The organism is Novosphingobium sp. NFX11, assembly GCF_057376415.1.
Genome location: NZ_CP080385.1, coordinates 1,801,345 through 1,814,097 on the forward strand (window position 1 = coordinate 1,801,345; position 12,753 = coordinate 1,814,097).

Here is a 12,753-nt window from a genome sequence, read left to right on the forward strand (position 1 = left end):
AGCCGGGGCGGCTATACTGCGTTTACGCCAACTGAGTCAGGCCGAATGTGCTGGCCGATGCTCCCAATGGCAGCTTCTTGATGCGGGCGACAAGCTCCTCCTCGTCGTCGCCGATGTTGTTCGCGGTCGGCGAATCCGCGGCGGGAGCCGGTCGGGCCACATGGACCACGTCGTCACCCAGCATGCGCAGCGACAGGCTTCGGCGCGTCGCTCCGGCAGGGGTAGGCCCGCCGCCATGCAGGCAGCTGGGATGGAAGATCAGCACGTCGCCGCGCCGCATGCCGCAGGTCACGATGTCCCAGGCCTCACGATCGGCCTCGACGTCCGGCAGGCGCGGCATTTCCTTTTCGTCGTAGACCGGCAGCGTGTCGTCACTGGGGTCGAAGTAGGACCCGTTGTAGAGCGTCTGGTTGTGCGAGCCTCGGATTACTTCCAGCGCGTTTTCCTGCGCGATGTCCTGCAGCGGAATCCAGAACACGACGAACTTGCTGCCGTCGATGGGATGATAGGGCGTGTCCTGATGCCAGGGCGTGCGGCGCACCGGCTTGTCGATCGCGCCCTGCTTGAAGAACAGCTGATCATGGAAGTACCATACACCGCCTGAGCCGAAGACGTCGCGGGCGATGTCGACGATTGGGGTATCGCGAAACATCTCGGCGAAGGCAGGCTTGGTGCTGGAATCCTCGACCGACTGGATGAAGGTGCCGCCGCTTTCGGCATAGAGGTGCTGTGCAAGCGCGCTGGGGTTGTCGAAATTGCCCTGCCATGCCGCCTCGATCAACGCCATGTCCTCCTCGGAAAACGCGTTCTCCACGATCAGCACGCCGTCGCGGAAGAACCGCTCCGCAAACCCTGCCCGCTCGGCCAGATTCTGTCTTCACTTCCGAAACATCCACCATCGATCTTCTCCAGGCTTCCTTTACCGGCTCGCGAGGCGTGCTGCGATCCTCCTGCAGCGCGCCTCGCGGCGTGCCCTCAGTCCTTCTTGTGAACCTGCGTGACCGATTCCGGCATCAGCAGTTGCGGCGCCTCGTAGAAGCGGCTGATCTTCCACGTCCCGTCCGCCTTGCGCAGGTCGAGATCGTAATAGACGTAGACCTGCACATCGATGCCGGTTTTCGAACGCCCCATGCCGTTGATGTAGGCGTAGACCTGCGCCTCGTCGCCGTTCAGCTTCACGACGCGGAAGTTGGAAAGGACATGCATGTGATGCGACATGTCCTGGAAAACCTGGGCGTAGAAATCGCGGATCTGCTCGTGGCCTTCGAAGCGCGGCAGGTGAAGGCCGGTCAGGTCGAGTATCGCGTCCTCGGTAAAGTTGGTCATCATGAAGTCTAGGTCGTCGAGCTTGTCCACGGCCACGCAATAGTTCGTGACGACCTCTTCAAGGGCGTTCTTCTCGATCAGGTATTCGATGCCATCAACCATGTCATTTCTCCGTTGTTCGGCCGAGGGCCGGGTCATTGCGCAAGCAGGATGTCTGCCGCTCGCCAGCCCACCGCCATGGCGGGCGCATTGGTGTTGCCCGAGACCAGCGCGGGCATGATCGAGCAGTCCGCCACGCGGAGGCCGGCGACGCCGCGCACCCGCAGCTGCGGGTCGACTACCGAAGCCGCGTCGCCACCCATGCGACAGGTGCCGGTGCCGTGCAGGCCGCTGGTGGAGAGGCGGCGGAAGCTGTCGAGAATGTCCTCGTCGCTTTGGACGTGATCGCCGGGCAGCAGTTCGGCGCCCATCACTCCGGCAAGGGCGGGCTGGGCCATGAAGCGGCGCATGTAGCGCACGCTCGCGATCGCGGCCTTGCGGTCGTATTCGGTGTCGAGCCAGTTCGGGTGGATCGTCGGCTTGCTCCGTGGGTCGGCGGAGCCCGCATGGACGCTGCCTTCGCTGGTCAGCTGGAGCAGCTGGCCGTAGACCGAGATGCCGGGCTTGCGATCGACCTTGCCCAGCGGAACGGGGTGATTGTCGTCGCTGAGTGCGAAGGCGTAGCCGCCAAGGTACAACTGCAGGTCGGTCCGCCCCTGCGGATGCGCGACATTGCAGAACGCGCCCACTTCCCACGGCCCGTTCGCCATCACGCCGCTGCGGTTGAAGACGTAGCGCAGGACCGATTTGACCAGCCCGATGCCATGGTACTGCTGGCTGATCCCGGCAGGAGCCGTCATGCGGTAGGGCATGGCGTAGGACAAGTGCTCGCGCATCTTCTCGCCCACGTCCGGGCTGTGGACCAGCGAGGCGATACCGGCAGCCTTGAGTCGCGCGCCGTCGCCGATGCCGGAGCGTTCGAGCAGCAGCGGGCTTTCGATCGTGCCGCAGCATACGATGACCTCGCCGCGCACCGCTTCCACCCATTCGGGTCTGCCGTCCTGCTGCAGTCCCACGCCGGTGACGCGGCCGTCCTCGATCACCACCCGACGCGCGAGCGTGTGCAACATATGCCGGAAGTTCGGCCGCTTGCGAGCCCTGGACACGAACACTCGCCCGCCGCTTTCGCGCCGTCCGTTGCGGATGTTGTGGCTGTAGTACCCGATCCGGTCGCCCGCCGTGGCGTTGAGGTCGTCAGTCTCGCTAAGCCCCATGGCCTTGCCTGCCGCAATGATCGCATCGGTCAGGGGATAGCGGATGTCGCCGGGCGTGATCCGCACCGGCCCGCCCGAACCTCTCGTCTCGCTGCCGCCAAGGGTGTGATCCTCCAGCGCCCGGTACGCTGCGGTCATGCTGGCCGCGTTCCAGCCGGTGCAGCCCATGTCCGCCCAGTCGTCGTAGTCGTGCGCTTCGCCCCGGCTCCAGATCATGCCGTTGATCGCGGACGAGCCGCCCAGCCCGCGCCCGCGAATCCAGACTTCAGGCATCTGGCTTTCCGGGTAGCGTAAGTCGGCCATCTGGTAGGCCCAGATATGGTCAGGGCTGTTGACCAGCTTCGCGATACCCTTGGGCATGTCGACCAGCAGCGAGGCATTCTCGCCGCCGGCCTCCACCAGCAGGACACGGTGCGCGGGATTGCGCGACAGCCGTTCGGCCAGCACCGATCCTGCGGAACCCGCGCCGATGATGACGAAATCCCATTGCGAGGACGTCGTCACGTCACGGCTCCTTTTTCGCGAGATGCTTCACAGGTCGAACTTGAAGGTCACGCCGTACTCGCGCGGCGACGTGTAGGAGACCTGGTTGAACAAACCGGGGTTGTTCGTGACCGCTTCGACGTAGTGATTGTTGGCAAGGTTGCGCACCCAGGCTTCCAGCGTCCAGCGGCCGTCATCGGGCGACCAGCCCAAGGTCGCGTTGACGAAATGCGTCGGCTGGATGCGAACCAGCGGCTGCCCCTGAAGGCCCTGCAGCAGCTTGGTGTCGGTGTACGTATAAAGCACGTTGGCCCGCGCCTCGCCGCCGCCGACGGCGGTTTCATACGTCGCCCCCGCCGATGCCGACCACTTCGGCGAGTTCTGCAGCGGCCGCCCGCTCAGATCGACGATGGCGCCGCTCGGGTCGAGGAAGTCGAACGTCTTGTACTTGGCGTCGAGGTAGGCGAGCGAGCCGGTCAGGGTCAGCCCGTCGACCGGCAGAGCGGTGGCTTCGAGTTCGAAGCCCTTGATCTCGGCCTTGGCGGCGTTGAAGATCGAGGTACCGATCGTCGTGCCGTCGGGCAGGATGTAGTTCTGCGCCACCTGCATGTCGCGGTAGTTGGTGTAGAAGCCCGCCAGATTGAGGCGCAGGCGGCGGTCCAGCAAGTCGGTCTTCACGCCCGCCTCGAAGGTATCGACCTTTTCCGGATTGAACGGGCCGATGTCCGATGCCTGACCTAGCCGTCCGACGAACCCGCCCGACTTGAACCCGCGCGCCCAAGAGGCGTAGATCAGCGTGTCGGGGGTGACCTTGTAGTCGATGCCCAGCTTCCAGCCGACGTTGTCCCACGACTGCTTGCCCCTGGCACGGAAACCGCCGAGCAGGACGTCGCCGCAGCTGCCTTCGTGGGTGCAGTACAGGCCGACCCCGTCGGGATTGTAGTAGTTGTCGGTGCCAGCGACCATCTCGGTCGTCTCGTGCGTGTAACGGATCCCCGCCTGCACGCGCAGCTTGTCGGTCAGGTCCACATACGTCTGCGCGAAGAGCGAACCGGACCAGTTGTCCTGATCCTGCGGCAGATTCTGGCGCAGACCCGGGGCGAAGGCTTCAAGGCGCACGCTGTTGAAGTGGTCGTAGTGCGTCTTCATGTAGAAGCCGCCCGCCTGGAACTTGATCGCGTCGCTGAGGTCGGCAGCGGTGCGCAGTTCCTGGCTGAACTGCCAGCCGCGCGTGCCACGGAAGGTGTCGATGCCGAGGCCGACGACGGCGTCGTTGTCGGTGAATTCCTCCAGATGGAAGCTCTTGTAGCCGGTGATCGCGGTGATGTCGCCGATCGGCGTATTGCTGACGTTGGCGGTCAGCGTGGCGCGGTAGTTGTCCATGTTGCTGAGATCGGGGCCGAAGTCGCGCGCGCTGTAGTACTTCTTGGGCGCGCGGCACGGCGCGGTATCGGAAGCACAGGGGGAGGCGTACATCGGCAGGACCTGGCCCGTCGTCATCGTCCCGGCGGGCACGTAGATGGCGTAGTCCGGTCCCGTCGATCCGTTGACGATGACGGGCGAACCGTTGCGCGAACGCCCGTATTCGCCGCTCAGCGTCACATCCACGTCAGCGGTAGGCGTGTAGCGCAAGTAGGCGCGCAGCACGGTGACGTTGCGGCTGCCCATGTCGGAGCCATCGACGATGTTGGTGTAGAAACCGTCGCGCTGGGTGTGCATCGCGGAAATCTTGCCCGCGAGAATCCCGTCGATCAGGGGGCATCCACGGCAGCCTTGATGTCCATGCGGCCCCAGTTGCCGTACGTCACCTCACCGCGAACGCCGAAGGTCCCGGTGGGCTGGCGCGTCATCACGTTGACGACGCCGCCGGTGGTGTTGGCGCCGAACAGCGTGCCTTGCGGCCCGCGCAGCACCTCGATCCGGTCAACGTCGAACAGGTCAAGCAGCGCACCCATCGAGAAGTACTGTGGCACGCCGTCCTGCACGATCGACACGGTGTTGCCGGCGAACGGGTCGGGCTCGACCACACCGATGCCGCGGATCGTGAAGACCGCGCTGTTGGGCGTGTTGGTGAAGTTGTTGATCTGGAGGTTGGGGATGGTCCCCTGCAGGCCCTTGAGATCGACCGCCTTGAGGTTTTCGATCGCCTCGCCGGTGACGGCGGTGACCGCGATCGGCACCGACTGGATGTTCTCGGACCGCTTCTGCGCGGTCACGACGATTTCCTGAAGCCCTTCGTGAGGCGTGGTGTTGGCGGAACTGTCTTGCGCGCGAACCGGCACGGCAGTGACCAGGCAGGCGGCAATCGCGCACGCAGCCGTGCGGGTATACAAGAAACTGACCATTTTCTCCCCTCTCCCTAAGGCGCGCTCCCGATTTTCAGGTGCTTTTGCTGCGCCTCAATTCTCCAAGCTTGCCGCCGATATACGGCGGACATTTTTATGTCGTCTTGTTGTACAACGAATTTGCATAAAGAATCGGCGGTCGGCACCTCGCACTTTGGCGAGGCGGCTCACACCGGGAAGCGGTCGCAGCGGCGCTCAGATGGGAGAGGTGAGAAACGCCCTCAGTGGAGCGGGAAAACGCTCTGGAGAAGGTCGCGCAGCGTCTGCTTCTGGCGCTCGGCCGGCCATCCGGCTCGGTCCTGGGATACGAGCGAGGCTATCCCGTTGACCAGGATCTGGATGCGCGTCGCCGCCAGAACGCAGTCGACGGCTTCCGGGAATTGCCCCGCGTCTTGGGCGCTCTTGATCAGGCGCAGGAACAGATGGTGCGCGTTGCTGGTGCCTTCGCGCCATTCGCGCGTCACGTCGGGTTCGGCCGGCGCCATGCCCCAGAAGGCGAACCAGGTGTGCCAGTTGCGCCAGCGCTCTTCTGTGATCGGCAACAGCTCTTCAAGTGTCTCGATCAGGGGGCGGTTGGTGCGAACGGCCTCGTCGATCAGCCCTTCGGCCATCCGCCGCGCGACTTGGTGCGTGAAGACCAGCATCTCCAGCTTGCTGCTGAAGTAATGCGAAACGACGGTGGTGCTGTACCCGACGCGGGATGCGACTTCACGGATCGTGACGGCCTGCACGCCCTGCTCATAAACCAGCTGGTCCACGACCTGCGCGATTTGCAGACGGCGTTCGTCGTGGTCTACTACGCGCGGCATGCCGTATCAGCCAGTTTGCGGTGGACCTGCATGGTCTTGCGCATAGACCAGCGAGAGGTGTCCCGGCAATTGGGACCATTGAGATTTCCAGTCGGAGACTAGGTCGTGACCCCATAAATTGATCGTTGAGGGGAGCCAGAAGGCTCCTCACAAGATTGCCGATGGTAAGCTTCATCCGCACAGCTTGGTTTCGTGACCCCGATGCCGATCCGGTAGATCAGGACTATGATTGCCCTGCCTCTATTCGAGTGAACGCGGATACGGCTTAAGCTGCGCGGAGGTCGATGACCACCGTGTGCTGAACGGGATATTCTGGGTGCTGCGATCTCGCGTGCCGTGGCGCGATTTGCCGGAGCTTTATGGCCCGCGCACCACCTGGTACAACCGCTTCGTGCGATGGACGATCCGTGGTTCGGCAGGCCAAGACCTGGTGCTGCGCTTGCCGGAACGCGAGCACATCGACCTTAGGAGCATCGTGCGGACCTATCTTGCCAATGGCGAGGCGAAGGCGGCACCGGCTTCCGGGGCGATCGACACCTGGTCGCCCTGAGGCAGCTATGTCGGAATAGCCGTGCTGGAAGACAAGAATCGGGTGCTCGTAGGCGGTAGCGAATAATCAAGTGGCGTGAGGTTCTACGCGGCCAAAGATGCGACTATCGCCAATAAGCGCGTGTTGCTCGCAGACTATATCGGCCGGCGTGCGCGTATCCGTGACTTGGGGGCAGCGGCATCCGGACGAATATGCGAAGGTCCCGTCTAAGGAAACCTGCATCCCCGTTAATGGTGAGGTCCTGCCTGCCCGAAAATAGACGCGGGCCAGCATAAAGGAAAAGGCCGCAGTGAGATCGCTGCGGCCTTTTCCTCCTCGGTGTCCGCCACGTTATTTGAGCGCGAACCCCAGCGCGTTCAGGGCTTCGCGCAGACGGTGCCGACCGTTCAGCGATGCTCCGCTGCGGCTGCGAGCGAGAATGGTCCTGATCCATCCGATCGGGTCCTGCCCTTGTGATCGCTGGAAGGTGCGGGCCACCTCGTCATAGGCGGCAATCGCCGGGCGCTGATCATCGAGTCGATATCGCCCTTGGTGCAGGACCGCGTCCTGTGTAAGGCGCGGCTTGACGGCGGCGGGGCGATCCTCGTCCTCGAACCCAACCACCAGCCCGAACACGACTGCGGCATGGGGCGGCAGGCCGACAAGCTCGGCGACGGCTTCTGGTTCGTTGCGCAAGGCGCCGATATAGACGGTGCCAAGCCCCAGCGATTCTGCAGCAACGACTGCATTCTGCGCGGCCAGGGCAGCATCGACGGCGGCCACCGTCCAGCTTTCCAGGTAGGCTAGGCCCTCTACGGACACTCCCTCGTCGCCGGCGATCAGATGCGCGCGCGCGAGGTCGGCCACCCACAGCAGGATCAACGGGGCGGCGGTGATGTGGGCCTGGCCGCCGGCCAGCCGCGCCAGTTTTTGCCGCTGATGTACATCGCTGACCGCGACCACGCTCCACAACTGCAGGTTGGAAGAACTGGCAGCGGACTGCGCCGCAGCGATTAGCGTGGGTACGGTTCCGTCGGGTAAGGGATCGCTGCGATAAGCGCGCACGCTTCTGTGGGCGACGAGCCGGGCGATCGTATCGTTCCAAAGTATTGGCGGCATGCCGGCACCGCCGTAGCGCACCGCTAATGCTTCGTGTGCGGGGTCACTCCGAGGGTCATCGAGAGCCATGATCATCCTTTCGGTTCGTTGCTGCCGAAAAATATGAACTTTGTGTCTTTCGCGTCGTATGAAATCTGCACATCGTCCTATGAGTTTGGAGAGACAAACATCGCGTCTCGCTCATCTGCTGTTGATACTTGTTCAAGCGGCCGATGTTTGCTTTTCACCGGGCGCATGCGAGCTAAAGAGCGGCATCGATCATGGGATCAAGGACCATCATGCAATACCGCAAACTCGGCCGTACCGACCTTAATGTCAGTCTGATCTGCCTCGGCACGATGACCTGGGGCTCGCAGAACACCGAGGCGGAGGCGCACGCACAGCTCGACTATGCGATCGGCGCGGGGGTCAATTTCCTCGATACCGCCGAAGCCTATCCGGTCACCCCTGTGAGCCGTGAAACGCAAGGACGCACCGAGGAATACATCGGCAGTTGGCTCGCCGCGCGCGGTCGGCGCGACGACGTCATCGTGGCAACCAAGGTCGCAGGCCCATCGCGCGATCCAGTACGTGAGTTTCGCGGTGGCGGCAATCGCCTCGACCGGCGTAACATCCACGCTGCGATCGACGACAGCCTCATGCGGCTGCGAACGGATTACGTCGACTTGTACCAGGTTCACTGGCCGGACCGCTCGGTACCCTCTTTCGGGGTGCGCGGCATCAGTGCCCTCGCCGATGCGCCCGAGACGGTGCCGATCGAGGAGACGCTCGATGCGCTGGCGGAACTGGTGAAGGCTGGCAAGGTGCGCCATTTCGGGGTTTCAAACGAGACGCCCTGGGGTGTTTCGGAATACCTGCGCCTTGCCGCCGAAAAGAAGCTGCCACGCATTGCCTCGATCCAGAACGCCTACAATCTGCTCAACCGCATCTACGAGATCGGGCTTTCGGAATTTTCTCTGCGCGAAGCTATCAGCCTGTTGGCCTATTCCCCCTCGGGTGGCGGCAATCTTACCGGCAAGTATCTGGGCGGCATCGTACCCGCAGGGTCGCGCCGCGATGTAGCCAAGCAATTCGGTCGCTATGACCTGCCGGGACAAGCTCCGGCCAGTGCCCGTTACGTCGCCATCGCGCAGGCTCACGGAATCGATCCAGCGCAGTTCGCGCTGGCGTTCGTCAACAGCCGCCCGTTCGTGACCTCGACGATCATCGGCGCGACGTCGCTCGATCAGCTCAAGTCCGATATCGCCAGCGTGGATGTCACGCTTCCCATTGAGGCAATTGCGGCCATTGATGCCGTGCACCGCGAAAATCCCGATCCTTGCCCGTAACCGCAGGGAATCGGTTCAGGGCATCCGTCTTCTCCAAATCCTCAAATGGTGCTCAAGGTGAGTGAGGCGCGAAGGTCATCACTGATGCTGTGTGTCGGTGAATGCAGATTCAACGGGCTGCAGGGCTACAGAGTGCTCCCCGCTACTTCCGTTTTCCGAAGAATGCGCCGGAGTAAACCGCGTCCGCTGGTCCGCCCGGTGATACCCGGGTGAAGAACTCGAACGCGCCGCCGATTTCTTCTCCTCCGGGGCCATAGAGGCTGCCGCGAATGGACCCGTCACTGTGCCCGGGCGCATCGAACAGCAAGGTGTCGAAAGCGTAGGCGTTGCCTGTCGCGCTGAACGTCATGGAGGGAAGGTTGATGGCCTCGTTTGCCGCCGTCCAGGCCGCTGCGTTGAAAGTGCCATCGACCCTGGCGGCCGCGAAGTCGATCGTGATCGCGGTAGTACCCTTCAAGGTGAGCTGCCCCATGTCGGCAAGGCGTTCGCCAGACCCCAGCACGGTGGCGCTGAAATGCGCGGTCCCCGTGGATGGCAATGTGCCACTGATGGTGCGGGCGCCATAGGAGAACCAGGTGGACAGGCTGTGCCGGACGGCGTCGCCGATGGGGCGGTCTTCGCGCCAGTGCCCGAAGCTGCTGTAGGTCAGCGCGATCTCGGGGTTGCCGGTCCCGGGCTTGAACATCTCGAGCCGATAGGTGTTGTCGCCGTTTCGAACCTCATACACGTCGAAGCGGTTATCGCTTTGCGCGGCGATCCGGTCAGTCGGAAGGAAGGTCACGTTCTGGAAGCGGGGGTCGTTGATGAGGAACATCGGCGTCACGCCGCCAGAGGCGTCGAACTCCACGCTGCCGAAGGTCGCGGGCAGGTAATAGGCTGCGCTGTCCGAAGACGTTGCCCCGGTTCGCTGCGATGCCACCGACGTGCCCTGAAGCGAAGAGTATTTTCGCGCACCCTGGTCAAGTACGGTCAGGCTGGCGTCGATGCCATCGCGCAAGCGGGTGCCGGCGAAGGCGCCCGTGAACGTGGCGTCCGTGCCATCGTTGCCAAGGATGGTCCCGCCGATTTCCGCAGCTCCCGGGCCATAGAGCGCACCGGAAATGGAAGAGCGGTAGGTGCTTCCTTCACGCCCGCCGAAGTTGAAATAGCCGGTGAGCCCGCCGTTTGCACCAAGATATCCTGCACCCTGCCATGTGGAGCAGCAGCTCGAATAATCGACGTCGTTATTATACTCGCCTGCCTGGCCTGACATGGCGAAAAGCCCATGGGCAAAATCGAGCGAAAAAGTGCCGTCACCGATGACGCTTCGCGGGAAGTACCCGGCCGGAGAAGCAACGCCGAACAAGTCGATGTCGTAAGTCGCGCTTCCGCTGACGGGAAGCTGGGCTATCCTGGTCGGAAAGCCGTAGACGAAGACGTCGAACTGGAGATCACTTGCGCTGGTACGGCGCTGCCACAGTCCGAGGGAAACACTCTGTGTGCCGACGCCGATACGCTTCGGATTGAATAATGTGAGGGATTCGCGGCCGCCGTCCAGCTGGCGTGTGAAAAGCGCATCGCCAGCCTCACTGTCACCGAGAGATTGCGCCGTGCCGAACGTCGACGAAACGCCGCTGCCGGACACCGAGTAGGCTTTAGCCGCGGCATCGTAGCGAAAAGTCAGCGGCGCGCTCTGCGCCGACGAGGTCATGACCACATCGCCCTGATCCGTGAGGCGCTGCGCCGTATGCGTGGACGAGGTCGAAAAGTCAGTGGTGCCCGCCCCGGCACCAAGCGCATGCGGGGGAGACGCCGGAGTGGGAGCGGGGCTGGGCGTCGGCGTAGGAGCCGGTGTGCTGTTTACATCGCCGCCGCCGCATGCCGAGAGAGTTAGGCTGAGCGCCGCCAGTGAGGCCGTTGCAAGAAGACGTGCGGTATCTGTCCAAGTCACGAACCTATTCCCCCTAGAATGCCGACGTGACGCCAAATTCGGCGACGACGCGGCGGTAGTCGTAAATCTCGATCGAAGAGTGGTTACGCTCCCATTTGAAGCGGACCAGCGGCGCGAAGCTACCCAGATGCAGCGCCCGCAACGTCGCAGCTATCGAAGCGCTGTAACGATCTTCGACTCGCCGGCTTGGATATAAAAACAGTCGCGCGTCGGCTTCAAGGTGGCTGTAGGCGACAGTCCCCACCAGCGTCGTGCGGCCCAGTTCACGAAACAGGTAGGCGGAGGAACCTCCCATCGCCAGCGAGTAACCCGGGTCGCGCGCGGCTTCCCGGAAGCCGAAGACCTGCACGCCGCCGCCAAAGCGCGCGCTGAAGGCCCGGTCGATATTTGCTGAAAGCGTGAAGTCGTCCGCGGTTTGCAATGCATTGCGACGGTTGCGGACATGGGCCAGGTTCCCATCAATGCGGACCTGCGCTCGTTTTCCCAGCGACCGCTGCCAGCTGACGCCGCCCCCGATCGTCGTGCTGAACAGGTGTCCCCCGTACCAGCGACGCGACGGACCGGCTGAAAAGGTCAGCTGGTTACCGCCCCAAGTGTACTGCGGTCCGGCCTGGATCGCTACGGATATATCGTTGAAGCCCGGCTTTCGGTAAAGCGTCGTGTCGCTCGAAGCACGTACGAGCAGATCGGTGCCGGGTTCGATACCCAGCCGGAAATAGCCCTGTCCCTGCAGGTCGAGACCAACGCCCGACTTTGCGCGCGCGTCGTCGTCGAGCGTGAAATCGCCAATCACGGTGCCCAGGGTATCCGATCGCGTGGCCCGGTTGATGTTGCTGTCGGGAGCAACGGCTACTTCAATCGAGCCGCCCAGAGGCTTTCGCGCATTGAGCGCGCGGGAATAGAAGCGCACGAGCTGTTCCACGGCCGAAGGCAGGCCAGCCGCCTGCGCCGCGCGCAACTCCTTGCGCGCGGCGCCCATGTTACCAAGCATCGTCTGCATGCGTGCCAACTCCAACCGCACACGCGCAGCGCCGGGTTTGTCATCGAGGATGCGACGAAATTCGAGTGCGGCATCGCCATAGCGCTTGAGATCGTCGGCCAGCATCAGGCCCAGGCGAAAGCGTGCCTCTGTGCGAATCTCAAGGTCCGGGTCTTGGGTCAGCGCGCGATAAGCGGTCTCCGCGGTGAAGAAATCACTGCGCTCACGCGCATTATCGGCAAGCGCAAAGACCTGCGCGGCCGAGAGATGGTCAGGCGCGGAAACCGGCGCAGCCAGGCCCTCTTGGTCCTGCGCGCCTACGCTGGTCGCGATGCCCGCCAGCATCACTGCGACCAGCAGTCGACGAATTGAAATGGTACACCCCCGTTTGCGTGATGCTTACCGCGGAGGCGAGAGCCTTGTCCATATTTTCAAGTACGGCCACATCGCGACAGATTTGTATTTCAGGAATTTAATCTGGCTCGCTGGTGCATTGCCTCATCCGCGTTCAATCATCGCGATGTCCCGCTCAACCTGATCGGCGATCAAGCTCAGGCCGGATGCTGTGCTGCGGTAGCGGAATTTTTTCTAATAGGACGGAATTCCATAAATAACATCAACATCATACAGATAATAATAATTGCAATTGACT

At 62.9% G+C, this 12,753-nt stretch carries 10 protein-coding genes and 1 pseudogene; 2 read left to right on the forward strand and 9 right to left on the reverse strand.

Annotation, left to right across the window (positions count from 1 at the left end; all coding sequences use genetic code 11):
- Positions 1 to 22 precede the first annotated feature (22 nt).
- From KZO24_RS26060 to KZO24_RS26085, 6 genes are all read right to left on the reverse strand, one after another.
- Positions 23 to 823: a phytanoyl-CoA dioxygenase family protein gene (locus KZO24_RS26060; protein ID WP_486487429.1), complete on the reverse strand. Its 801-nt coding sequence runs from the start codon at positions 821 to 823 to the stop codon at positions 23 to 25.
- Positions 824 to 975: 152 nt separating this feature from the next.
- Complete coding sequence (locus KZO24_RS26065; RefSeq protein WP_271183954.1) at positions 976 to 1,428, reverse strand: nuclear transport factor 2 family protein; 453 nt, start codon at positions 1,426 to 1,428, stop codon at positions 976 to 978.
- A 32-nt stretch (positions 1,429 to 1,460) separates the two neighbouring features.
- A complete protein-coding gene (locus KZO24_RS26070; RefSeq protein ID WP_271183955.1) occupies positions 1,461 to 3,083 on the reverse strand; it encodes a GMC family oxidoreductase in 1,623 nt (540 codons plus the stop codon).
- 27 nt (positions 3,084 to 3,110) lie between these two features.
- The gene (locus KZO24_RS26075) at positions 3,111 to 4,781 is read right to left on the reverse strand and encodes a TonB-dependent receptor (RefSeq protein ID WP_486487430.1); all 1,671 of its coding nucleotides are present in this window, start codon (positions 4,779 to 4,781) and stop codon (positions 3,111 to 3,113) included.
- Positions 4,782 to 4,813: 32 nt separating this feature from the next.
- Positions 4,814 to 5,407: a TonB-dependent receptor gene (locus tag KZO24_RS26080; RefSeq protein WP_486487431.1), complete on the reverse strand. Its 594-nt coding sequence runs from the start codon at positions 5,405 to 5,407 to the stop codon at positions 4,814 to 4,816.
- 221 nt (positions 5,408 to 5,628) lie between these two features.
- A complete protein-coding gene (locus KZO24_RS26085) occupies positions 5,629 to 6,165 on the reverse strand; it encodes a TetR family transcriptional regulator C-terminal domain-containing protein (protein WP_285017351.1) in 537 nt (178 codons plus the stop codon).
- A gap of 328 nt (positions 6,166 to 6,493) precedes the next feature.
- Here KZO24_RS26085 and KZO24_RS26090 point away from each other — a divergent pair.
- Positions 6,494 to 6,628, forward strand: a pseudogene (locus KZO24_RS26090) (transposase); the annotation flags it as partial.
- 468 nt (positions 6,629 to 7,096) lie between these two features.
- Here the strand turns inward: KZO24_RS26090 and KZO24_RS26095 are convergent.
- On the reverse strand, positions 7,097 to 7,933 hold the full coding sequence (locus tag KZO24_RS26095) for a nitroreductase family protein (protein WP_271183958.1): 837 nt from the start codon (positions 7,931 to 7,933) through the stop codon (positions 7,097 to 7,099).
- A 209-nt stretch (positions 7,934 to 8,142) separates the two neighbouring features.
- Between KZO24_RS26095 and KZO24_RS26100 the strand changes: the two genes are divergently transcribed.
- Positions 8,143 to 9,192 (forward strand): NADP(H)-dependent aldo-keto reductase, encoded by a 1,050-nt coding sequence (locus KZO24_RS26100; protein ID WP_271183959.1) that lies wholly within the window; start codon positions 8,143 to 8,145, stop codon positions 9,190 to 9,192.
- Positions 9,193 to 9,334: 142 nt separating this feature from the next.
- Here KZO24_RS26100 and KZO24_RS26105 read toward each other — a convergent pair whose 3' ends face one another.
- The gene (locus KZO24_RS26105; protein ID WP_271183960.1) at positions 9,335 to 10,882 is read right to left on the reverse strand and encodes a transferrin-binding protein-like solute binding protein; all 1,548 of its coding nucleotides are present in this window, start codon (positions 10,880 to 10,882) and stop codon (positions 9,335 to 9,337) included.
- Between the two features lie 253 nt (positions 10,883 to 11,135).
- Positions 11,136 to 12,446: a porin family protein gene (locus KZO24_RS26110; RefSeq protein WP_271183961.1), complete on the reverse strand. Its 1,311-nt coding sequence runs from the start codon at positions 12,444 to 12,446 to the stop codon at positions 11,136 to 11,138.
- Positions 12,447 to 12,753 lie beyond the last annotated feature (307 nt).

Bases quoted from the DNA above. Each gene is read 5' to 3' on its own strand.
- KZO24_RS26065 (WP_271183954.1), bottom strand. From the start codon at position 1,428: ATGGTTGATGGCATCGAATACCTGATCGAGAAGAACGCCCTTGAAGAG.
- KZO24_RS26075 (WP_486487430.1), bottom strand. From the start codon at position 4,781: ATGCACACCCAGCGCGACGGTTTCTACACCAACATCGTCGATGGCTCC.
- KZO24_RS26080 (WP_486487431.1), bottom strand. From the start codon at position 5,407: ATGGTCAGTTTCTTGTATACCCGCACGGCTGCGTGCGCGATTGCCGCC.
- KZO24_RS26095 (WP_271183958.1), bottom strand. From the start codon at position 7,933: ATGGCTCTCGATGACCCTCGGAGTGACCCCGCACACGAAGCATTAGCG.
- KZO24_RS26100 (WP_271183959.1), top strand. From the start codon at position 8,143: ATGCAATACCGCAAACTCGGCCGTACCGACCTTAATGTCAGTCTGATC.
- KZO24_RS26105 (WP_271183960.1), bottom strand. From the start codon at position 10,882: ATGACCTCGTCGGCGCAGAGCGCGCCGCTGACTTTTCGCTACGATGCC.
- KZO24_RS26110 (WP_271183961.1), bottom strand. From the start codon at position 12,446: ATGCTGGCGGGCATCGCGACCAGCGTAGGCGCGCAGGACCAAGAGGGC.